This is a genomic window from Clostridium sp. FS41 (assembly GCF_000954015.1).
Classification (GTDB): Bacteria; Bacillota; Clostridia; order Lachnospirales; family Lachnospiraceae; genus Enterocloster; species Enterocloster citroniae.
Genome location: NZ_JYHN01000086.1, coordinates 1 through 19,820 on the forward strand (window position 1 = coordinate 1; position 19,820 = coordinate 19,820).

Below are 19,820 nucleotides of genomic sequence, written 5' to 3' on the forward strand. Positions count from 1 at the left end.
ACTGCTGGCTCCTACGGCAATTGTATCCATGGTCCTTAAGGAGATTGGCAAGTTCACGCTCACCACGTTTCCCTTTCTCACGTTGCGGTTTTCCCATCTACATCACCCCTGCCCCAAACATGCTTATTTGTCCCGGAACATCCTTACTTTTCTTTTTGTTTAAAAACCGCCTTACCCCTCTTGTGGCATCCTTCATGCTCTGTATCCTTCTATCCTGCCTGGATAGCCACAGAGCGGCTTCCTGGCGGCCTTGAGGGGTCATATCCGGTATGTAATATCCGTCACCATCATCAAGATTCAGAATAGGCCTGATATGACGCAGTGCCTCTATTGCTTCCCGGATACGCCTATCTGTATAGCCTGTTGCCAATATAAGTTCATCCCTACTCATTGCATTTTCCTTTCCAATTTTCAGGGCGTTATATACGGCACATTGTATGATCGTGAAATTCTTCGTGCGTTTTCTCAAATCAATCCCTCCTTTCGGGCCGGGTAAAGGAGGTTTGATAGGTCCCGGCCCAGGGTCAGAAAGTATATCGTGACATATCGCAATCTGACCAAGTGTTGTTCTATGTATCATCCCTAAGGGGATTTGATACCTTGCTATAAGTAACTCTTTCCAAATTCCTGCCTAAAATCTTCGCGGCTGCCGTAATGCTCCTCATAGTATTCCTGGGCCATCCGCTTAAGCTTATTGTCTATCTGCTTATTCTCAGCCGTTGCCTGGAATTTGGCACCGTTTGGATGCAGGTCATACCGGAGCGGGATTATGAAACCTCTATTTTCCGATTTCGGCCCATACCCCTGCCTTCCCTCAAATATGTGATGGCGCTCCACATATGGACTACCCGTAAAATAGCAATGGTCCATGTCATCGGTAAAAACGCTCCACAACTTTTTAGCCATCCTGCCCCCTCTTCCTAGAGTTCTGATCATATATCTGCATCATCCTCTCTATCTCACGAGGAGGAAGCGTCTCAATATCCATGTCCTTGCATTCAGATACCAATCCGTTTATGAGATGACTCATTTCGGTAGTATCATAAGTACTTGATCCGCGCAGCATGATGTACGTCCGAAATGGGGTCCCGTCACCAGCTACTTTAACCTCAGTCGTAGGCTTGATATGGTATGTCTCTGCCTCCAAGGCCTTGCATTCTCCCTCATCATCATCTGGCACAACAACATATATCAGATGATCATCTACCTCTTCCAGCTGACCATACCGGCGGAGCATCAAATTATGCGCTCTACTCTTAGATATCCCAGATGCCACGGCCAATTTGGTTAATAGTTGCCAATAATACGAATTGGCATCCAAGCTGCGCTTCCTCCGATACACCTTAGCAGTAATCGCTAAAAGCTTATCAGACAACGGGGTGATTTCACTGCTTACATCATTATCAACTTCAAATGTGAGCAAGAACTTTCCTGTGATCCAATCTTTTGTAACATTCTTCAAAATCCCTTTACAGTCCATAGGCTATTCCTTTTAATTCCACGGAAGCCCAGCCTCTAGTTCATCTGGAGGGATTGTTTCCGGGTCTGGTTCGATAGGCTTATTCGGTTTCTTCTTCAATACATTCATTGCGTCTCGGAATTGATCTATCTTCATATCACGGATATCACTCAGTTTATAATTCTGTAGGATCCTGGGTTTCCCTACTCCCGTCCGCTGTAATTCCAACAGCAATGTATTGATGTGGGCCTCACTCACTAGATCTGGTCCATTTTGCTCCTGCTGGCTCTCGGACTGGCCCAGTTTGTACACAACCTTTTTGCTCTTACAGCGCTTGATTTCAAGAGAATTTATGTTCCGGTTGTCATCGTATCCGATGCGTGACACATAAAAACGGTCGTAACAGCTATATTTCACCTTCCCGTTTCGGTCCATACCATTCTCACAGATTTCACAGTCCCTACTACTAATCCAGATGAATGGCGCCGTGTAAAGTTCCCGTCCAATACCCCAGTTAAAACAGGCCCTCTTAAAGCTGTCAGAAGCAAGCCCTTTCTCCTTCTCTGTATTGCTTTCTGTCCCTGTGTCCTCTTTCTCGATCCACTGATTCTTATCATCATCCCAGATGGATACAATACAGTTGGCATTGTCCCGGCAGTGTCTCCGTTGCCATCCCATGGGTCCTACGGTCTCATCAAGGATGTTCTGATCCACTCTGGCATCCTTATACAGCAGCAGGGATAATCCATTCTGGGATACCATTGCAATCCGGCAGTCTATTTCATCCTTCTTAAGTAGCCTAAATTCAATCTTCGCTTTCCCCATCTGTCCCACACTCCTTTTCAGTCACCCGGCTGGCCCACATATCAGCCATATGTAACAGCAAGTACAAGGGTGTCTCCTTTCCCTGTATCTGGTATTTAAAGTTGCCGTACATACCATTGTGCATCAGGATTGCCCAATTCTCATCCTCCGTAAGTTCAATGTGGCGGCCTGCAATCTGAACAGAACGTACTTCGTGATCAATATATAAAAGATCAGGATTTCCAATATACGGCTTCGTAGTGGACTGGTATGGCTCTGCATTCTTGCCACGGCCCTTAAGCATGTTGATAATATAGTTCGGCTTCCCAAACTGTCCAGCCTTACCAAGGTCATGAAGCAATGCACATATGATGACACTGCTCTTATCTACTTCTGGATACAGGATGCCGGAAAGCTTGTCCATCAGTTCATATACATTCAGGCTGTGTTCAGCCAATCCCCCAGGATAGGCCAGATGATACTGTGTGCTGCATGGCGCTGTATAAAATCCCATCCCATCCATTTCCACCAGAAGGTCAGCAATTCCCTGCCTATCAGTTGATAATAATAATTCCTCTATTCTATTCTTAATGTTCTCCATATAAGTATCCTCCATCTAAAGTTAGCTCATATTGCCACCCCTCTGTCAATTGGATGGTATCCTGCACAGATTGATTCAGTTTCCTATAATCTGATTCCTTTTTCTGACATTCGTCACATGTATGACCCTCTCCCGGATCCATATAACAGCCACAGGAATCACAATGGTATGGATGCATCATTACCGGCCTCCTGCTGTGCTTTCTTTTTTATCCCCAGGATGCTGAATACAACATCATTATCTGCATACTTAACCGAATTGACGTATTCCTGCACAGCATTGATCCTTTCAACTGCCATCTGTCCTTGGAGAAACAGATCCACAGGCACGTTATTCATTCTGATTTCAGTTACATTTGCCATCTTTACAACCCCCTTCTATCTGTGCTATATTATCTGTAGAGTTAATTTTCATCTGGCCGACCGGAGTTCGCAGCTCCCTCGGCCTTTTTCTTGCCTTTCCGTTACCCCAGCCGAAGGGATTAATCCCCAGGGCTGCCGCCGCACGGTTTGTTCCGTTCTTTCGTCTGCTCACCATAATCACCTCCTTTCATATTGTTATGTATCCCGTCCACGTCAGTATCAGCAGTACTGTGCTTACCGTTGAGGTGATTGAAAGGGCTATCTTCCATGCCTGTGCATCCAGGTAGTTTCTGTGGGATTCCCTCAAACGTCCTTTAAGCCAGGCACATTTTTGCTGCAGTTCTTCGTAAGTTTGTTCATTTGGCGGTGGTATCACCTGTATCATTGGCTTGTTCCTCCTTTCAGGGGTCTTCCGGCCAACTGTTCAATCAGCCAGATATGGTGCATCCTAAAATCTCCCGGATGGCATTTCAGCTTCCCCAGAGTACTAAAGGGTATCCCGATTTTTCTTGCCAGGCCTTCGTCCGTCAGGTTATTTCTTATCTTAGCCTCACAGATGAGGAGTTTTACTTCATCCTCTTGTCGTTGGTAATCGCTCTTTTTCATGCCGGGCATCCTCCTTTCTTGTGTTTTCTCCCCCTCCTTGGTATAACTATACCTGTTATGTTCCAAGCAATTTGCTACATACTAAAATACATAACGTAATTGAATTTAGTAGCACTGATACCGATAGCATTAGATAGCTGGTCTTTGGACTCATCCCTCTCTCACCTCCTTTTCCCACTGATACACGCATGCGATAGTGGTATAGTTTCTCTTTCTTATTTTCCGGTATTTGTTATTTCTTTTAGGTCAAGACTCAACTGTCCCTCAACCTCCATACGCCGCTTTGATGCCTTAGCACTTGACGCTTTCAAGCCTTCAAATTTTGTCCGGAGCTGGGCATCAACGCCACGCAAGTTGTCAAGATCCTTACTCTTATCAATGTTGACATACTTCGACACACCGTCCACATTGCATGCAAACACAGTCCTTATCCCCTTGTCGTCCCGCATGCTTGACATCATCTGCTGTGCGGTTCGCCGTAGTTCCCTTTCCTTTGCTGTTATTGCATTAAATAGAAAATGTGGTCTAATCATCTCCATCACTACTTCCGTTTCTACCTCTCCCATCTCATACAGCTTCTGTTTAATGACTTCCCTTGCTTTAGATTCCAGCTTTCTTGTTCTGGTCATGTTCTATCACTCCTTTCAAAAAATTTCTTACTCTTGACAACTTAGCAATTGAATCCTCGACCTCACGCAGATGCCCTGAGGCGGTATCCGCATGGATTATCTCGCTTAGCATGCTCAGTTCCTTTTCATCTGCCTGAATCCACATAAAGGCATTGATCGCTTTGTGGTACTTCTTGGTCATCTTCCAGCACTCGTCTATATAGGCACTGTATTCGTCCGCTGTCTGAGCCTTAGCTGTCTGTGCTCTCCTCTGGGCGAAATCGATAATCTTTCCCTGATCCTCTGGTGAAGCCTTGCGGAGCTCCTTAGCGGTCTCCATGGCCTGGTACTTCGGCAGGTCAGCAAGCGGAGGAAATTCTTCTACAGCCTTAACGTGCTGCTTGGCATCTTTTAATGTTTGTACTGGAACTCCAATTTCTTTTGAGATGTTTTGCATAGAAACCGGATTTACAGGTCTGTGTGCATCCCTCCTGTACTTATCAACGGAATCCGTTGATAACTGTTTCTTTAACTCCTGCTCCTTAATCTCTGCCAGTTCCACAAGATTTTTAGACTTCTCCAGCTCCGTCAGGTCTTTGCGCCGGATGTTCTCTTCCAGTTCCAGAACCCGCAGTTCCTTTTCGGAGATGTCCTCTAATACTTTTGCTTCAATTTCAGTCAGCCCAATCCGTTCACATGCCAACAACCTCCGGCAGCCAGCAATTAGGTTATAATCTGAATCAACCACGATGGGGTGAAGTAAGCCGTGTTCTTTAATACTATCTGCCAGGGCTTCCATGTCACCGTATTCGTCCCGAACACGCTGGCCGATTTTTACGTCACTGATCTTCAGAATCATACTTCCCCCTTATCAAATTCAAAACTTTGAACTTTTGTTTTAAAAAAAAATGATGGAATATCTTTGTCAGATAATTTAAGAAGATCGACTGCCTTGCAAATATCTGGCTGTTTCCATGCTCTAAGGCCATTCATTTTCAGAGAAAGTGTTCTTTCTGACCAACCCATTGCAACCGCAAAACAGGCTTGAGTTCCAAAAATTTCCACAATTCTGCCCCGCAGTCTACTATAATCAAATGCCACGTGGATTACCTCCTTTCAAGTTAAATATTTTGAACTACCCATATGATAGCACCTCGCTTTTAAGTTGTCAATACATAAGTTCGATATTTTTAACTTTCTAGGTTTTTTGTCTTGAACTTTTGTTCAATATATGTTATAGTGGAAAACAGAAAGGCGGTATTATATATGGAAAAGGAAAACACTGCAATTCGATTAAAAAAAATAATGGACGCAAGGGGTATCCGTCAAGTTGACATCCTGAAATTAGCTGCTCCTTATTGTGAAAAGTATAATGTTAAAATGAATAAGTCAGATATAAGCCAATATTGTTCTGGAAAAACAGAACCCAATCAGGATAAATTATTTGTTTTAGGAGCTGCCCTTAATGTTAATGAGGCATGGCTTATGGGCTATGATGTTCCAATGGAACGCCGCTCTTTAAAGTTTCCCACTACGCCCGATGACTGTCCCTTCAACTCTGCATTGGAAAAATTATTGAACAAAGATTACGATCTAACCAAAGAAGAGCATGAGGCTATCAAAAAAGAATTACCCACAGTGACGGAAAGAGCCGCCAAAGCTTTTAATATCCCTCATCGTGAAATATCTGATTTATATGAAGGTGAAAGAGCAAGACAGCTGCTTGTAAGTTTCAGCTTATTAAACAATGCTGGCCAGGACAAGGCTCTTGAGCAGATAGTCCTATTAACTAAGATACCAGAGTATCAAGATCCATATGCCAATGATATTAGCAGCACAACCATCATAGATTTTCAGCCTCGCCGCAACAATAACTTGTTTGTCATTCCTTACTACCGTGGCGGCGTATCAGCCGGAACCGGTATCTTTATATTAGGAAATGAGGCTGAAGATGATATAGAACTGCCCGACATTCCAAAATATCACAATGCTGACTTTGCACTGGATGTAAATGGAGACAGTATGGAGCCCAGCTTTAATGACGGTGATATAGCTTTGGTTAGTCAGAATATGGAAATGCAAACAGGGGATATTGGAGTGTTCGTTATAAATGGAAATGCGTTTATCAAAGAGCTTGGAAAGAATGAGCTTATCTCCCACAATAAGGAATATCCCAGCATACCTATTCATGAGGAAGATAATGTTGTATGTATGGGAAAAGTAATAGGAAAATTCGATGATTAATCAGCCTATGGCTCTTTAATAAAATGGTGCAGACAAAACTAAGGAGGATTTGTTTATGAGAAAAACAAAATTGCTACTCACAACGCTTGCGATGTCCATAGTACTGAGCAGCACTGCCCTGGCTGGAACCTGGACACATACCCATGAAACCGAATGGAGTATCAATACTTACGAGAACCTGTGGTTTTACGTCAAAGACAATGGGGAGTATGCAGAAAACGAGTGGATTCAGGACGAGGACGGCACATGGTATTGGATTGACGATAGTGGCACATTGCCTTCGTGGGCTGGTGTGGCGACCGATGGATGTCTTTATGATTCATCCGGAAAATATATTGATATGACTATAGACGGCAGGAAATATGCATCTGAAGAATTATATAACCAACTTCAAGAAGGCATGACTTATGACCAGGTTATCTCCATACTTGGCAAAGAACATGAGGTTACTAATACTGAACGCCGCCAGATTGGAAGTCAAACCTACGACTATTTGCAGGTCAGATGGTACTCTCAGGATGCAGAATCAAAAATTAGGATAACCTTTAAAAACGGCCTCCTTCATGCGCGGCACGGGGATTGGCAATATTAATAGCATAGTAAGCAAAAAGCCCCAGGAGCTGCGAACTCCCAAGGCTTTTCACATAGATTCTCTTACCGGGTACGCCCAGAAGATATTCTTTTATCCAAAGAAATTATATCATTCCTGGAGCGTCCTGGCAAGGGGCGTATTTCTTTTACCTATTTTTAAGGAGGAATGATATATGGCACAGGATAAGAAAAAGAAAAACAAATTGCCATCCGGCAATGTCCGCATCCAGGTATATGATTATACTGATGTGGATGGAAAAAAGCATTATAAATCCTTCACAGCCCCATCAAAAAAAGAAGCTAAGTTTATGGCAATGCAATGGATTACCGGGAAAGCAAATGCCGCATCCGAAAACCTTACCGTATATGACGCTGTAACGCGGTATATAGACGCCAAAAGAGGCGTGCTGTCTCCTAGTACCATAAGAGGTTACGAAGCCGTACAGCGCAATTATATCAAGCCCTATGAACTGGGACGTATCAAACTTAACGATCTCAGTAACACGTCCCTTCAGGTATGGGTAAGCAATATATCTTCCAAGGTAAGTGCTAAAAGTGTCAGAAATGCCCATGGCCTTGTATCCGGGGCCCTGGAAATGTTCCATCCAGATTTCCGGATCAAAACCACACTCCCTGCCAAGGAGCGCCCTGATCTATACACACCTTCCGATCAGGATATAAAAACCCTGCTCCAGCATGTGGAAGGCAAAGAACTGGAGATAGCAATTCTCCTGGCTGCTTTCGGCCCCCTGCGCCGTGGTGAGATCTGCGCTTTGGACAGCAGTGACATACATGGAAATATGGTAGACGTAAACAAGAGCATGGTCATGGGGCCGGACAAGATGTGGCATATAAAGCCTCCGAAGACCTTCGGGAGTTACCGGCGAGTGGAATTTCCCGACTTCGTGATAGAGAAAATGAGAGGCATAGACGGGCGGATCATTAAAGCCACCCCGGATCAAGTCACCCACAGGTTTGAACGGGCCATCAGATCAACAGGGCTTCCTAAATTCCGATTTCATGATTTACGGCATTATGCAGCCAGCATCATGCATGCCATCGGTGTACCTGATCAATATATCCTCCAGCGCGGCGGATGGGCTACTGACAACGTGATGAAGACTGTGTATAGGGATGTCATTGATCTGGAGACCGTCCGCCAAACGAAAAAGATAAACAAACACTTTATCAAGGTATCTGGGCTGTCCAAATAAAGTATCACACGAAGTATCACACGGAGCCCTGAAAGCCTTGTAAAATAAGGGTTTTACCGTGGGTTCGAGCCCCATTACTTCCACTAAAAACCGCCCGAGTGCACGGATGTACTCAGGCGGTTTTTTCTTCATACTTTCTTTCGCAAAAGCCCAACTTTTTTGTAAGAAATATTACGCTTCATTACGATTATCTGACTACTATTGAGTTTCATCCCAAACTGTGATATATTGATTTCAGTCAGAGATGACGCGGCCCGGTACTGGCGCCTGAAAGGGCGTACCAGACCGGGCCATCCCCCTTTATAAGGGGTTCTTAACTTCTATCCCATTCAGGCAGTGGTAAGTTTGTGGAACAGATCTCCCAGTATGCAGTCGCGAAAGACGAAGCTGCAGTTATATAGCAATTATTTTCCATAAGTACGGTATGATTGTTATCCTGAAAATGCTATCGACATTTCTCACCACTCGGATTATAATGAATTTAGCTAAAGTATGTGGTTATGGTCCATCGGACAAAGTGAATCCCCCAGAGCGGCAACTCTGGGGGATTCTTTTGTGCTGCGCCGTTTATTCGTCTCTATCCAGCCATCTTTTGGCGGCTGGCCGCGTTAACATTAATCTGCGTACGCCAAAGTGCGCCTCCATCCGTTGCCTTGCAGGACACCCAAATACGGTGATAGGGGGCCAAAGGAGTTTTGTGTCTCAGATATGTGATTCTGCAAGGCACTCTCGCCATCTAGGACCGGCCGTTATTTTCTCGTATATTTGAATTAAGAAATTCTTAATAATCTATTCAAGGAACATTCAAACATTTTGGAGGATTGCATGCTATACTAAGTACATAAGAAATGCACGAATATTTAACAACTATCCTTCAACCCTTTTTGAAAATCCGAAATCCTAAAGAAAATGGCTCCGTACCAATTGGTACGGAGCTTTTTCTATGTATTTCCATCATAAGAATTGCCATACTTACCACAAACATCCGTCACTTACCATTGATTGCCATACTTCCCACTACTTCTCATTAAAATGCGGCTGCTGGCGGTTTAAGGAACCCAGGACTTCCTTCAGTTTCCCTACATCCCCGTCCTCAAAACAGTATCCGTCCATCCCACACCTGCGTGCCCCCTCTATGTTCAGACTCAGGTCATCGATAAAAAAACACTCCTCCGGTTTCAGGCGGAAACGGTCAAACAGATGCTGGTACATCTCCTTCTGCGGCTTTAAGCACTGGACATCCGCGGAAAACAAAACCCCGTCAAAACAGTCAATGGCAGGTATCACCTCTTTATAGCAAGTCAGGAGGCGCACCGATGCATTGGAGCAGAGATAGATCCCATACCCCATGGATTTAAGCCATCTTACCACTTGCTCCATTCCTTCCTTAGGTCTCATGTTGTATTCGTGCCAATGCCAAAAGCACCAGGCAGCCATATCCCGCTTGTGCTCCGTGTCCAGGCGGTCCTGCATTTTCTTAAGGGCCTCCTCCTCCGGCATGACACCCATGTCCAGAAGGATCCACTCCGGGGACACAAATACGGATGTGCTCACTTCCTTCCTCTCCTGTTCATCCTCTATGCACTTCTGGCAGACCAGATCTCCCACGTAACTTACCAGAACCTGTCCCATATCAAAGACTATATGTTTAATCATCCAATTTACCTCCTGGAAGACTGCTAAATTTTATAGACTGCAAAACTTTATAGACTGTAAGATCTTATAGACTGTGTAATCTTATATACAGAAAACCCGGGACAATGCCCCGGGTTTCATGTCATGTTAGGCTTCCGCTTTCTCAACTTGAGCAATGGCAGCCTTCTGCATAGGAATACGGCAGTTCTTGTTGTTGCCGAATTCAACGATTACAGTATCATCTGTCATATCGATGATTACACCGTAAAATCCGCTGCTGGTCAGTATGGTATCTCCTACTGCAACGCTGTTTAACAGCTCCTGCTGTCTCTGCTTCTCCTTCTTCTGAGGACGGATTGCCATAAAATATAACATACCACCCAGAAGAACAATATAGAGAATCCAGAATATCGGACTACTTGTATTCATTCTCACTTCCTCCTTCACATCTACTGCCGCCTCGCCACAGTAGTTAATTATTCATTAGCCTTTAGAGAGCTCTCCATGCCTGCAAGCTTGGCCGCTTTGTACTCACTGTAGCGGTGCTCCTCGATGGCGTCGCGAATCTCTTTCATCATTGTATTATAAAAATACAAATTATGCAAGGTGCATAATCTCATTCCCAGCATTTCTTTCGCCTTCAGCAGATGGCGGATATAAGCCCTGCTGTAGGATCTGCACGCCGGGCACCCGCAGCCTTCTTCAATGGGCCTGCTGTCCAGCTCATATTTCTGGTTAAACAGGTTCAGTTTACCATGGTTGGTGTACACGTGGCCATGGCGTCCGTTTCTGGACGGATACACGCAGTCGAAAAAATCCACTCCGCGGTCCACTGCTTCCAGGATATTGGCCGGGGTTCCAACTCCCATAAGGTAAACGGGCTTGTCCTCGGGCAGATGGGGAACGGTCACATCCAGGATGTGGTACATTTCCTCATGGCTTTCCCCCACAGCAAGTCCACCCACCGCATAGCCGTCCAGGTCCATCTCCCGTATGGTCTTGGCATGCTGGATCCGGATCTCATCCACCACACCGCCCTGGTTGATTCCAAACAGCAGCTGTTCCCTGTTCACGGTGTCCGGCAGTCCGTTTAAACGGGCCATCTCTTCCTTACAGCGGGCCAGCCATCTGGTGGTGCGGTCAACGGACCGGCGGATATACTCATCACTGGCATGACTGGGAGGACATTCATCAAATGCCATGGCAATGGTGGAACCCAGATTTGACTGGATCTGCATGCTCTCCTCCGGTCCCATGAATATCTTATGCCCGTCTATATGCGAGTTAAAATAAACGCCTTCTTCTTTAATCTTGCGCAGCTTGGTCAGGGAAAACACCTGAAATCCGCCGGAATCCGTGAGAATAGGTCTGTCCCAGCTCATGAATTTGTGAAGTCCGCCAAATTCTTTGATCAGCTTATCCCCTGTGCGCACATGGAGATGGTAGGTGTTGGACAGTTCCACCTGAGTGCCGATCTCCCTAAGGTCATCGGTTGAAACCGCGCCCTTAATGGCGCCCACGGTTCCCACATTCATGAATACCGGAGTTTCTATAACGCCGTGTACGGTCTCCATTCTGGCCCGCTTTGCTTTTTGGTCCTTTGTTATAACCTGATATTTCATATTATTAAGCCTCTTCATCTGCAAGAGCAGCTTTGATCATGATGGCGCACTCAATACGCTTTTTCTGCATCTCGCAGCCGATCTCGTAAGCGCCGTTAATGGATCCGCTGGAATTGTATGCATTGGCTGAACATCCGCCGCTGCAGTAGAATCTTGCAAAACAGTCCTTGCAGCCTTCCTTGGCATACACGTTGCAGGTCTTAAATTCATCCCTTATATCCGTGTTCACAATACCAGTGTCCACATTTCCCATGAGAAATTCTTCATTGCCCACAAACTGATGGCAGGGATAGAAGTCCCCCCATGGGGTAACCGCCAGGTACTCGGTGCCTGAACCGCAGCCCGCCATACGTTTTGCTACACAGGGGCCTGCTTTCAGATCCAGCATAAAATGGAAGAAGTTAAATCCCCTTCCCTCTTTTTTGCGCTTGATATATTCCAGGGCCAGCTTGTCATACTCCTTAAGGATGGCCGGAAGATCCTCTCTGCGGATGGAATAATCCTCAGCCGGATCAGATACCACGGGTTCCATGGACATCTGCTCAAATCCCAGATCCGCATAGTGGAGCACATCCTCTGCAAAATCCAGATTGTTCCTTGTAAATGTCCCCCGCACATAATAGTCCTTCTGGCCGCGGCTTTTGGCGAATTTCTGGAATTTGGGAACAGTCAGGTCATAGCTGCCGCTGCCATTGCGGAAGGGGCGCATCTTATCATTGATATCCTTGCGTCCGTCCAGGCTCATGACCACGTTGCTCATCTCCCTGTTGCAGAAATCCATGATCTCGTCATTTAAAAGCACGCCGTTGGTGGTGATGGTAAAACGGAATTTCTTATGGTGCTCCGCCTCCTGGGAACGGCCGTATTCCACCAGGCGCTTCACCACGTCCCAGTTCATCAGCGGCTCACCGCCAAAAAAGTCCACTTCCAGATGCTCCCTGTTCCCCGAATTGGCAATGAGGAAATCCAGGGCCTTTTTGCCAACCTCATAGCTCATCAGGGCACGGCGGCCGTGGTATTCCCCTTCCTCTGCAAAACAATATCTGCAGGCCAGGTTGCAGTCATGGGCAATGTGAAGGCAAAGGGCCTTGACCACTGTCTTGCGCTGCTTAAAATCCACAACAAAATCACGGTAAATATCCTTTGTAAGAAGCTGCTCCATGGCGATCAGCTCCTCGATGTCCTCAAGGGCCTCTCCCAGCTCCTCGGGTGTGTATTTGCCCCACAGGCGGTCAAATACATCAGACTTGACCTTGGAAGACAAGGGTTCAGGCTTTTCCATCTCCGGAACCAGCTCTGACACCACCGCCACTGCGTCATATACGACAGGGTCTACCACATGGACGGAACCGCTGTTCACATCCAGTATAATATGGTAACCATTATTAATAAATTGATGAATCACGAATCTACTCTCTCTTTCTAAGGGGCCTTTTGCGGTGCGGCAGGGGGTATTGATCGATCACACTCCCCATTGTCATAGTACCGGCCCATCCCTTTGCGTGGCAAAGCCCCTATAATCCCAGCGACCATAGGGGCTTTATACCAAATTTCCTTACGTATCTTTGATCTGTCTGAGCAATGCTAACGTGTGTTTATAAAATACACTCTAGCGGTTAGCGTTCTCGCAGCTCTGGTTTCCAACGGTGCAGGATGTCTTACATGCTGACTGGCAGGAAGTCTGGCACTCGCCGCATCCGCCCTTTTTCATGGTATCCTTCAAGGTATTCGTATTCAATGTCTTAACGTGCTTCATATTACGGCACCTCCTCTTATCCAAAATATAATTCCTTGAAATTATAACACAGGTTAAAGCCCCTTGCAACGGTAAATTACAAAGGTTTGTCATATTCACGGCGCCTCCGGGAATATACTGCAACATAGATTCTTATGAAGGAGAATAATCCTATGGAAAATGGTATCGTTAAGCCCATGGTCCGCTCCCTGCTCATTTCCTACGTGCTGTCCGGAATCCTCCTGGCCGCCCTGGCATTTGCCCTGTATAAACTGCATTTGAAAGAGGGACAGGTAAACCTCATGGTGTATGCAGTTTACTTTATCACCTGTCTGGCAGGCGGTTTTGTTGCCGGAAAAGGGATCAGGCAGCGCCGGTTCTTCTGGGGGCTTCTGGCCGGTCTGTTCTATTTTGTGGTCCTGTTCGCTGTATCCTGGGCCATGAACATGGGTTCACCAATTGATATGGAACGTTCCGTGACAGTCATGGGCGTATGCGCCCTGGGCGGAACCATTGGGGGAATGATCAGTTAAGGGGGGACTTGGGGGGTAGGTGGGGGGAGAGATAGGTGCATCCATTCCTCTCACCCACTGCTGTACCGCTCCCCCTTCACCACTTAAATCGCCGGTTAGAAAAAGGCCGCGGTCTTGGGGAGACTGCGGTCTTCTTTCGTTTGTGTTTCTTTACTTATTTTTCCTTGTACTTTTTATCTATTTTTCTTACCTATTTCTTTTTCCTGACCTCGGCCAGGCTTTTTGCTGTCTGCTCCAGCATAATGATCGTGCTTCCCAGAAATACGAACATGTCTCCCAGATTGAATACCACTTTCTTGATCGGCTCCCATTCGATGGAAAAATAATCCACCACATAGCCCCGGACCACTCTGTCGTAGAGATTGCTGAGAGCTCCGCCTATGATAATGGCAATCCCCGCTTTCTGGGCTGTCTTTCCTTTGTCCTGGAGCAGGGCGCACAGGGCGCCGGCCATGGCTGAGATGACCATGAGCGGAATCCCTTTGACCAGTTCCGGCCGCTCCTTCATAAATCCAAAGGGAAAACCTGCGTTGTGATTCTTGTGAACCTTGATCAGGCCCTTGGCTGAGGGCAGATCTCTTGGAAATGTATCATCCTCCTCGCTTTCGATCACACTTTTTATGCCAAGATCCAGCGCCGCCAGACCGCCTATTATCCAACCATAAATCATATGTCCGCCTTCCTTTCCACGCTTTTCTTTCATTCTACTATGGTTTCACACTGCCGTCCAGTGAAAGGTTTCTAAAATTCAGCATATAATAATAGCAAATACCCTGTACGAGGTATGTCATGGCAGACTGCCCTTTTAACTCAGCCTCAGAAACCATTGCTGACTTTATCTACCGTTACGGAAGCCAGCAGCAAATTATCGGTAACCCGGAAGACATTCCCTGTATGGACTTTGTAAGCACTGACTTCAGTATTATATATACTCCCTTGGACACTGTGGAACCCATATCATTAAGGCGGACTTCCTACTACAGTATCCCCGGACTGTACACGCTTTTAGACAGTTCCAGCATGGAAGCTTCCGGTATCCTTTCCACCCATTCATCCCCTGCCCTGGGCAACCGGGGGCGCGGTGTACTCATTGGCATCATTGACACGGGAATCGACTATACCAATCCCCTGTTCCGGAATCCGGACGGAACCACCAGGATCAACAGCATCTGGGATCAGAGCCTGCCGGAGGATAAAACCCTGATTCCGCCGGGCGTACCCAACCGGTATAATGCCAGCGGAGCGACCTATGGCACAGAGTATACCAGGGAACAGATCAACCAGGCCCTGGAATCCGATGATCCACTTGCCCTGGTCCCATCTACGGACACCAATGGACACGGAACCTTTCTGGCCGGTATTGCAGCCGGCGGCTTCCTGCCTGAGGAAGATTTTACCGGAGCCGCCCCGGAATGCGAACTGCTGATCGTCAAGCTAAAACCTGCCAAACAGTATCTGCGCGATTTCTACCTTGTCAGCAGCGATGCTGACGCTTACCAGGAAAATGATATCATGATGGGAATCAAGTATCTGCGCGTGGAGGCATTCAGCCGCGGAAAACCGTTGGTCATCCTTCTCGGCATTGGCTCCAATCTGGGCAGCCACGAGGGAACATCCCCTCTCAGCGTAATGCTCCAGGACATCAGCCGATATCTGGGCACGGCAACTGTTATTGCAGCCGGCAATGAGACAGGGCGGGGTCATCACTACATGGGCACCATACCCACAGGAGAGTCTTCTGTTGATGTGGAGATCCGCGTGGGGCAGCCGGAATCCCAGCGGGGATTCGTGGTTGAGCTGTGGGCCTCCACCATTGACACATATTCCGTTGGATTTCTTTCCCCCAGCGGGGAAACCATAAGCCGTATTCCTATTATAGCCGGAAATGAAACCTCTATCCCTTTCCTTTTGGAACCCACGGTCATTACCGTGAATTACCAGCTGATTGAAGCGGGGTCGGGAAGGCAGCTTATTTTTATGCGTTTTGAAGCCCCCACGACCGGAATCTGGAAAATACGCGTATACAATACCCAGTTTCTTACAGGCCAATTTAACATGTGGCTTCCCACCCACAACCTGATCTCGGAGGAAACCGTGTTCCTGACTCCCAGTCCTTACACCACCATCACGCTTCCGGGAAATGCCCCTTCTCCCATCACAGTGGGCGCCTACAACCATCTGAACAACAGCATCTACATTCACTCCAGCCGCGGATACACGGTGGGAGGACTGATCAAGCCGGATCTGGCAGCCCCGGGCGTTGATGTAAGCGGACCTGCCATCGGGCGCAGGATTGGAACCTCCGTTCCCATGACCACCAGGACCGGAACCTCGGTTGCCGCCGCACACGTTGCCGGCGCTGCTGCCAATCTTTTAGGATGGGGAATTGTGGAAGGAAATAATATTACCATGAGTGAGGCCTCCATCAAAGCTTACCTGATCCGGGGGGCAAGAAGAAATCCAGCGCTGTCGTATCCCAACAGGGAGTGGGGATACGGAGCCCTGGATCTATATGAAACATTTTTACGGTTACGGGAGTAAATTCCCCTTAGACTGCCGGTTTGCCGCACCGGGCCGTCCTGGGGACCGTCCTCCCATCCTCAACTTCATTCTCATCCTCTCATCTGGATCAGCGGTCCGCCGTTCTTCTCCAGGTAAGGACGTGTCACCACAACAGAACCAATGTTGGGGTCCTTGGGTATCTCATACATGATATCCAGCATAAACTCTTCCAGAATTGCCCGAAGAGCCCTTGCGCCGGTTCCCCTTTTCAGTGCTTCTTCGGCAATCCACATAAGGGCGTCATCCTCAAACACAAGCCTGACCTCGTCCATGGACAGCAGCTTTTCATATTGCTTGGTAATGGCATTCCTGGGTTCCTTTAAAATACGGACCATCATATCCTCTGTAAGCCCCTGAAGGGTCACTGTCACCGGCAGCCTTCCCAGGAACTCGGGAATCATACCGAAGGTGCGCAGGTCTTCATTGGTTACATGGCTCAGTATATTGGGATCACTGTCATATGTATCCTTGAGGACAGAGCCAAATCCCATGGAGGACTTTTTCTTAAGCCTTTCCTTAATGATCTCCTCCAGATCCGGAAATGCTCCTCCGCAGATAAACAGGATATTATCCGTGTTCACGGTTGCCATGGGAGTCATGGCATTCTTCTGGTTGGAGCCCACAGGCACTTCCACCGTGCTTCCCTCCAGAAGCTTAAGAAGCTCCTGCTGCACGGACTCACCGCTGACGTCCCTGGTGTTTGTCTGCTTTTTCTTGGCAATCTTGTCGATCTCATCAATGAAGATGATCCCCCTCTGGGCTCTCTCCACATCGTTATCAGCAGCGGCCAAAAGCTTGGAGACCACGCTTTCAATGTCATCACCGATATATCCGGCCTCGGTTAGGGAGGTGGCGTCTGCAATGGCAAGAGGCACGTCCAAAAGGCGGGCCAATGTCTTTACCAGATAGGTCTTCCCGCTTCCCGTGGGTCCTATCATCAGGATATTGGATTTCTCAATCACCACATCATCCGGCTCGGCATTTTCCGCATTTCCCTCTCCCTGCCCTGCCTTACCGTCCAAAAAAGCACGCTTGTAGTGGTTGTAAACGGCCACTGAAACCACCTTTTTTGCCTTTTCCTGTCCGACCACATACTCATCCAGTTTTCCCTTGATCACATGGGGCGTGGGTATGTCCTTCATGGTAAGGACCGGCTGTTCCTGGGACTTTTTCTTGATCTTTTGTTTCTTTGGGATCTCCACCGCGGGAGGGGTTACGTTCAGGTCATTAAGGTTCATATTCATATACGGCATGTTGGAAAACTTGGAAAAATCCATGCCTCCCTTTGTCACCGAATCAAAAGCTTTCTGCATGCAATCATGACACAGGTTCATTCCCCCGGGCATGGATATCATGGAACCGGCCTTGCTCTCAGGCCTGCGGCACATATAGCAGACCTTCTCATATTTGTCATCTTCCTTATTATCTTCTTTATCTTGACCGGATGGTTTCACATCTTCGGTATAGTCTTTGTCGTCCAAGTCAGTTCTCCTCTCTGTAACAAGCATCCCTGCGTGGTTCCAGGGCCTCTCTGGCCGTCTTCTGCCATTGGGATAAGTATATAACAAAATGCTTCCCCAAACAAGAGGAAGCATTTTCATTTCATATTGTTTTTAAAAATTTAACTTACTGTGCAGGATTGCTTTGTTCTTCCTGAGGCATGGACTTCAGGGTCACCTGCACAATACGCTCCTGGTATTGTCCGTTTTCCTGGGTCTGGACCGTAAGCTCCAGCTCTTCCCCCAGTTCATAACAGGCTAACAGCTCCTGAAGTTCTGTCATGGTCTTGACAGACTGTCCATCCACCTTTGTTATGATGTCCTTATCCCTTAAATCCGATTCAGCCGCCGCCCCGTCTCCCAGGACCTTGTATACATAGACTCCCCTGGGCATGCCGAACAGGCTGGCCGTCTCCTCATCTACCGTAGTACCCTGGATTCCCAGATATCCCCGCTTTGCCTCCTCCACGGGATTCATGGTCTTCCTGTTCATGAGCTGGCTCATGATATCCTGGGCCTTGGAAATGGGGATCGCATATCCAATCCCCTCCACCTCTGTGGACGAATACTTGGCTGCATTGATTCCCACCACTTCCCCCTTCATATTCAAAAGGGCGCCTCCGCTGTTGCCCGGGTTAATGGCAGCATCAGTCTGCAGCAGGGTTCTGGTGGCATTGTTGGATACCCGCACCTCACGGTCCAGGGCGCTCACATATCCCACGGTCACGGACTGGCCGTATCCCAGCGCGTTGCCGATGGCGATCACGCCCTGCCCCACCTTTAGGTCATCTGAACTTCCCAGTTTGGCTACGGATATCTTACTCTTTGTATCTGCTTTGATCTGGTCCAGAGGAACAGAGATCACTGCAAGATCCGTCTCCGCATCCGTTCCCTTGATCACTGCATCCACTACCTCGTTATCTATAAATGCCACTTTCATGGAGGAGGCACTCTCCACCACATGGTTATTAGTCACAATGAGCAGTTCCTGGTCATTTTCCCCTATGATGATCCCCGATCCTGAGCTGGGAACTTCATAGGTCTGGGGACCGCCGAAAAACCATCCATAGCCGTAATTATTGCTCTGGTAAACAGTGGTGCTGGTAATGGCTACCACCGTAGGCATGGCCGCTTCCACAATATCAGACACATCCGCCACTCCTCCCCCTCCTGAGTTGGGAACTTTCTCGTGGGACCCTGATCCGCCCTGGCCGCTTTGCCCATTCTGCCCTTTTCCGTCCATCTGGCCGTTATCCGGGCCTGGAACCGGCTGATCTCCGTTTTCTTTGCCGGAAGGATCTGCTGAAGCATAAATGTTCAGGTATCTTGAAGCAGCCACATGGACGCCCACCATGACGCCTCCTGAAACACCTCCGAACAGGACCGCTCCTGCTGTGATCAAAGCTGCTTTTTTTAACAGTCCGCCCCTTTTCTTTGGAGGACGCCGGTCTCCGGACGGTCCCTGGTCTCCCAATGGTCCCCGGCCTCCCAATGGTCCTTGGCCTCCCAATGGTCCTTGGCCTCCCAATGGTCCTTGGCCTCCCAATGGTCCCTGGCCCCCTGACGGCCCCTGATTAAAATTGGGTCCCTGGTCAAACTGCGGTTCATTATATGGACGGCCTTCATATCCCTGATTATCGTATGATTTCCAACCGTATTCCTGATCATTATCGTACATTCATATATCCCCTTTCCTGATTTGCACGCATATCTTCCGATTCTGAATAGAGTGTATCAATGATTTG

26 protein-coding genes are annotated in these 19,820 nt (G+C 47.5%); 5 read left to right on the forward strand and 21 right to left on the reverse strand.

The features are described from left to right. Nucleotides 1-97 precede the first annotated feature (97 nt). The 12 genes from CLFS41_RS26385 to CLFS41_RS26440 form a co-directional block, all read right to left on the reverse strand. Complete coding sequence (locus tag CLFS41_RS26385) at nt 98-469, reverse strand: hypothetical protein (RefSeq protein ID WP_045094049.1); 372 nt, start codon at nt 467-469, stop codon at nt 98-100. 134 nt (nt 470-603) lie between these two features. After that, nucleotides 604-906 (reverse strand): hypothetical protein, encoded by a 303-nt coding sequence (locus tag CLFS41_RS26390; RefSeq protein ID WP_045094050.1) that lies wholly within the window; start codon nt 904-906, stop codon nt 604-606. After that, nucleotides 899-1,480 carry a hypothetical protein gene (locus tag CLFS41_RS26395; RefSeq protein WP_052665888.1) on the reverse strand — a complete coding sequence of 194 codons (582 nt, stop codon included), beginning with the start codon at nt 1,478-1,480 and terminating at the stop codon, nt 899-901. Before CLFS41_RS26395 ends, CLFS41_RS26390 begins: the two co-directional genes overlap by 8 nt. A gap of 12 nt (nt 1,481-1,492) precedes the next feature. Next, nucleotides 1,493-2,284, reverse strand: a complete 792-nt coding sequence (locus tag CLFS41_RS26400; RefSeq protein WP_045094051.1) for a hypothetical protein — start codon at nt 2,282-2,284, stop codon at nt 1,493-1,495. Beyond that, on the reverse strand, nt 2,265-2,864 hold the full coding sequence (locus CLFS41_RS26405) for an HD domain-containing protein (protein ID WP_045094052.1): 600 nt from the start codon (nt 2,862-2,864) through the stop codon (nt 2,265-2,267). The genes CLFS41_RS26400 and CLFS41_RS26405 overlap by 20 nt, the downstream gene beginning before the upstream one ends. A 158-nt stretch (nt 2,865-3,022) precedes the next feature. Next, the gene (locus tag CLFS41_RS26410) at nt 3,023-3,226 is read right to left on the reverse strand and encodes a hypothetical protein (protein ID WP_045094053.1); all 204 of its coding nucleotides are present in this window, start codon (nt 3,224-3,226) and stop codon (nt 3,023-3,025) included. Continuing rightward, complete coding sequence (locus CLFS41_RS30300) at nt 3,210-3,401, reverse strand: hypothetical protein (protein WP_152649088.1); 192 nt, start codon at nt 3,399-3,401, stop codon at nt 3,210-3,212. Before CLFS41_RS30300 ends, CLFS41_RS26410 begins: the two co-directional genes overlap by 17 nt. A 12-nt stretch (nt 3,402-3,413) precedes the next feature. Continuing rightward, the gene (locus tag CLFS41_RS26420) at nt 3,414-3,611 is read right to left on the reverse strand and encodes a hypothetical protein (RefSeq protein WP_045094054.1); all 198 of its coding nucleotides are present in this window, start codon (nt 3,609-3,611) and stop codon (nt 3,414-3,416) included. Then, entirely contained in the window at nt 3,608-3,832 is a 225-nt protein-coding gene (locus CLFS41_RS26425) for a hypothetical protein (RefSeq protein WP_045094055.1), read from the reverse strand. The genes CLFS41_RS26420 and CLFS41_RS26425 overlap by 4 nt, the downstream gene beginning before the upstream one ends. A 215-nt stretch (nt 3,833-4,047) precedes the next feature. Beyond that, nucleotides 4,048-4,461, reverse strand: a complete 414-nt coding sequence (locus tag CLFS41_RS26430; RefSeq protein WP_045094056.1) for a hypothetical protein — start codon at nt 4,459-4,461, stop codon at nt 4,048-4,050. Further along, on the reverse strand, nt 4,433-5,299 hold the full coding sequence (locus tag CLFS41_RS29200) for a ParB N-terminal domain-containing protein (protein ID WP_052665890.1): 867 nt from the start codon (nt 5,297-5,299) through the stop codon (nt 4,433-4,435). The genes CLFS41_RS26430 and CLFS41_RS29200 overlap by 29 nt, the downstream gene beginning before the upstream one ends. Then, nucleotides 5,296-5,541 (reverse strand): DUF739 family protein, encoded by a 246-nt coding sequence (locus CLFS41_RS26440; RefSeq protein WP_045094057.1) that lies wholly within the window; start codon nt 5,539-5,541, stop codon nt 5,296-5,298. Before CLFS41_RS26440 ends, CLFS41_RS29200 begins: the two co-directional genes overlap by 4 nt. 165 nt (nt 5,542-5,706) lie before the next feature. On the opposite strand from CLFS41_RS26440, the gene CLFS41_RS30905 reads away from it, so the two are divergent. From CLFS41_RS30905 to CLFS41_RS26460, 3 genes are all read left to right on the forward strand, one after another. Further along, entirely contained in the window at nt 5,707-6,684 is a 978-nt protein-coding gene (locus CLFS41_RS30905; protein WP_242856927.1) for a S24 family peptidase, read from the forward strand. A gap of 55 nt (nt 6,685-6,739) precedes the next feature. Beyond that, nucleotides 6,740-7,276: a hypothetical protein gene (locus tag CLFS41_RS26455; protein WP_045094058.1), complete on the forward strand. Its 537-nt coding sequence runs from the start codon at nt 6,740-6,742 to the stop codon at nt 7,274-7,276. A gap of 172 nt (nt 7,277-7,448) precedes the next feature. Then, nucleotides 7,449-8,489: a site-specific integrase gene (locus CLFS41_RS26460; protein WP_045094059.1), complete on the forward strand. Its 1,041-nt coding sequence runs from the start codon at nt 7,449-7,451 to the stop codon at nt 8,487-8,489. Between the two features lie 1,017 nt (nt 8,490-9,506). Here the strand turns inward: CLFS41_RS26460 and CLFS41_RS26465 are convergent. The 5 genes from CLFS41_RS26465 to scfA all read right to left on the reverse strand — a co-directional run bounded on the left by CLFS41_RS26465 (nt 9,507) and on the right by scfA (nt 13,502). After that, nucleotides 9,507-10,145 (reverse strand): HAD family phosphatase, encoded by a 639-nt coding sequence (locus CLFS41_RS26465; RefSeq protein WP_045094060.1) that lies wholly within the window; start codon nt 10,143-10,145, stop codon nt 9,507-9,509. Between the two features lie 126 nt (nt 10,146-10,271). Next, a complete protein-coding gene (gene yajC / locus CLFS41_RS26470; protein ID WP_007869364.1) occupies nt 10,272-10,553 on the reverse strand; it encodes a preprotein translocase subunit YajC in 282 nt (93 codons plus the stop codon). A gap of 47 nt (nt 10,554-10,600) precedes the next feature. Next, the gene (tgt, locus tag CLFS41_RS26475) at nt 10,601-11,746 is read right to left on the reverse strand and encodes a tRNA guanosine(34) transglycosylase Tgt (protein ID WP_045094061.1); all 1,146 of its coding nucleotides are present in this window, start codon (nt 11,744-11,746) and stop codon (nt 10,601-10,603) included. Between the two features lie 4 nt (nt 11,747-11,750). Next, a complete protein-coding gene (gene scfB / locus CLFS41_RS26480; RefSeq protein ID WP_045094062.1) occupies nt 11,751-13,151 on the reverse strand; it encodes a thioether cross-link-forming SCIFF peptide maturase in 1,401 nt (466 codons plus the stop codon). 204 nt (nt 13,152-13,355) lie between these two features. Next, nucleotides 13,356-13,502, reverse strand: a complete 147-nt coding sequence (gene scfA / locus CLFS41_RS26485) for a six-cysteine ranthipeptide SCIFF (RefSeq protein WP_002566540.1) — start codon at nt 13,500-13,502, stop codon at nt 13,356-13,358. 152 nt (nt 13,503-13,654) lie between these two features. On the opposite strand from scfA, the gene CLFS41_RS26490 reads away from it, so the two are divergent. Further along, nucleotides 13,655-14,014 (forward strand): TIGR04086 family membrane protein, encoded by a 360-nt coding sequence (locus tag CLFS41_RS26490; RefSeq protein WP_007869370.1) that lies wholly within the window; start codon nt 13,655-13,657, stop codon nt 14,012-14,014. 190 nt (nt 14,015-14,204) lie between these two features. Here CLFS41_RS26490 and CLFS41_RS26495 read toward each other — a convergent pair whose 3' ends face one another. Further along, entirely contained in the window at nt 14,205-14,684 is a 480-nt protein-coding gene (locus CLFS41_RS26495) for a signal peptidase II (protein WP_007869371.1), read from the reverse strand. Between the two features lie 119 nt (nt 14,685-14,803). Between CLFS41_RS26495 and CLFS41_RS26500 the strand changes: the two genes are divergently transcribed. Beyond that, nucleotides 14,804-16,555, forward strand: a complete 1,752-nt coding sequence (locus tag CLFS41_RS26500) for a S8 family peptidase (RefSeq protein ID WP_007869373.1) — start codon at nt 14,804-14,806, stop codon at nt 16,553-16,555. A gap of 71 nt (nt 16,556-16,626) precedes the next feature. Here CLFS41_RS26500 and clpX read toward each other — a convergent pair whose 3' ends face one another. The 3 genes from clpX to CLFS41_RS30910 form a co-directional block, all read right to left on the reverse strand. After that, nucleotides 16,627-18,030, reverse strand: coding sequence for an ATP-dependent Clp protease ATP-binding subunit ClpX (gene clpX / locus CLFS41_RS26505; RefSeq protein WP_347469069.1), 1,404 nt, complete (start codon nt 18,028-18,030; stop codon nt 16,627-16,629). A 172-nt stretch (nt 18,031-18,202) separates the two neighbouring features. Continuing rightward, nucleotides 18,203-19,549 carry a trypsin-like peptidase domain-containing protein gene (locus CLFS41_RS26510; RefSeq protein ID WP_242856928.1) on the reverse strand — a complete coding sequence of 449 codons (1,347 nt, stop codon included), beginning with the start codon at nt 19,547-19,549 and terminating at the stop codon, nt 18,203-18,205. Beyond that, on the reverse strand, nt 19,489-19,683 hold the full coding sequence (locus CLFS41_RS30910; protein WP_242856929.1) for a hypothetical protein: 195 nt from the start codon (nt 19,681-19,683) through the stop codon (nt 19,489-19,491). Before CLFS41_RS30910 ends, CLFS41_RS26510 begins: the two co-directional genes overlap by 61 nt. Nucleotides 19,684-19,820 lie beyond the last annotated feature (137 nt).

Excerpts from the sequence above, each read along its gene's own strand:
- CLFS41_RS26465 (WP_045094060.1), bottom strand. The coding sequence starts at position 10,145 with ATGATTAAACATATAGTCTTTGATATGGGACAGGTTCTGGTAAGTTAC.
- CLFS41_RS26405 (WP_045094052.1), bottom strand. The coding sequence starts at position 2,864 with ATGGAGAACATTAAGAATAGAATAGAGGAATTATTATTATCAACTGAT.
- CLFS41_RS26390 (WP_045094050.1), bottom strand. The coding sequence starts at position 906 with ATGGCTAAAAAGTTGTGGAGCGTTTTTACCGATGACATGGACCATTGC.
- CLFS41_RS26400 (WP_045094051.1), bottom strand. The coding sequence starts at position 2,284 with ATGGGGAAAGCGAAGATTGAATTTAGGCTACTTAAGAAGGATGAAATA.
- tgt (WP_045094061.1), bottom strand. The coding sequence starts at position 11,746 with ATGAAATATCAGGTTATAACAAAGGACCAAAAAGCAAAGCGGGCCAGA.
- CLFS41_RS30905 (WP_242856927.1), top strand. The coding sequence starts at position 5,707 with ATGGAAAAGGAAAACACTGCAATTCGATTAAAAAAAATAATGGACGCA.
- yajC (WP_007869364.1), bottom strand. The coding sequence starts at position 10,553 with ATGAATACAAGTAGTCCGATATTCTGGATTCTCTATATTGTTCTTCTG.
- CLFS41_RS30910 (WP_242856929.1), bottom strand. The coding sequence starts at position 19,683 with ATGAACCGCAGTTTGACCAGGGACCCAATTTTAATCAGGGGCCGTCAG.
- CLFS41_RS26430 (WP_045094056.1), bottom strand. The coding sequence starts at position 4,461 with ATGACCAGAACAAGAAAGCTGGAATCTAAAGCAAGGGAAGTCATTAAA.
- CLFS41_RS26455 (WP_045094058.1), top strand. The coding sequence starts at position 6,740 with ATGAGAAAAACAAAATTGCTACTCACAACGCTTGCGATGTCCATAGTA.
- CLFS41_RS26490 (WP_007869370.1), top strand. The coding sequence starts at position 13,655 with ATGGAAAATGGTATCGTTAAGCCCATGGTCCGCTCCCTGCTCATTTCC.
- CLFS41_RS26500 (WP_007869373.1), top strand. The coding sequence starts at position 14,804 with ATGGCAGACTGCCCTTTTAACTCAGCCTCAGAAACCATTGCTGACTTT.
- CLFS41_RS26410 (WP_045094053.1), bottom strand. The coding sequence starts at position 3,226 with ATGGCAAATGTAACTGAAATCAGAATGAATAACGTGCCTGTGGATCTG.
- CLFS41_RS30300 (WP_152649088.1), bottom strand. The coding sequence starts at position 3,401 with ATGGTGAGCAGACGAAAGAACGGAACAAACCGTGCGGCGGCAGCCCTG.
- CLFS41_RS26460 (WP_045094059.1), top strand. The coding sequence starts at position 7,449 with ATGGCACAGGATAAGAAAAAGAAAAACAAATTGCCATCCGGCAATGTC.
- CLFS41_RS29200 (WP_052665890.1), bottom strand. The coding sequence starts at position 5,299 with ATGATTCTGAAGATCAGTGACGTAAAAATCGGCCAGCGTGTTCGGGAC.
- CLFS41_RS26420 (WP_045094054.1), bottom strand. The coding sequence starts at position 3,611 with ATGATACAGGTGATACCACCGCCAAATGAACAAACTTACGAAGAACTG.
- scfA (WP_002566540.1), bottom strand. The coding sequence starts at position 13,502 with ATGAAGCACGTTAAGACATTGAATACGAATACCTTGAAGGATACCATG.
- CLFS41_RS26395 (WP_052665888.1), bottom strand. The coding sequence starts at position 1,480 with ATGGACTGTAAAGGGATTTTGAAGAATGTTACAAAAGATTGGATCACA.
- CLFS41_RS26425 (WP_045094055.1), bottom strand. The coding sequence starts at position 3,832 with ATGAAAAAGAGCGATTACCAACGACAAGAGGATGAAGTAAAACTCCTC.
- CLFS41_RS26495 (WP_007869371.1), bottom strand. The coding sequence starts at position 14,684 with ATGATTTATGGTTGGATAATAGGCGGTCTGGCGGCGCTGGATCTTGGC.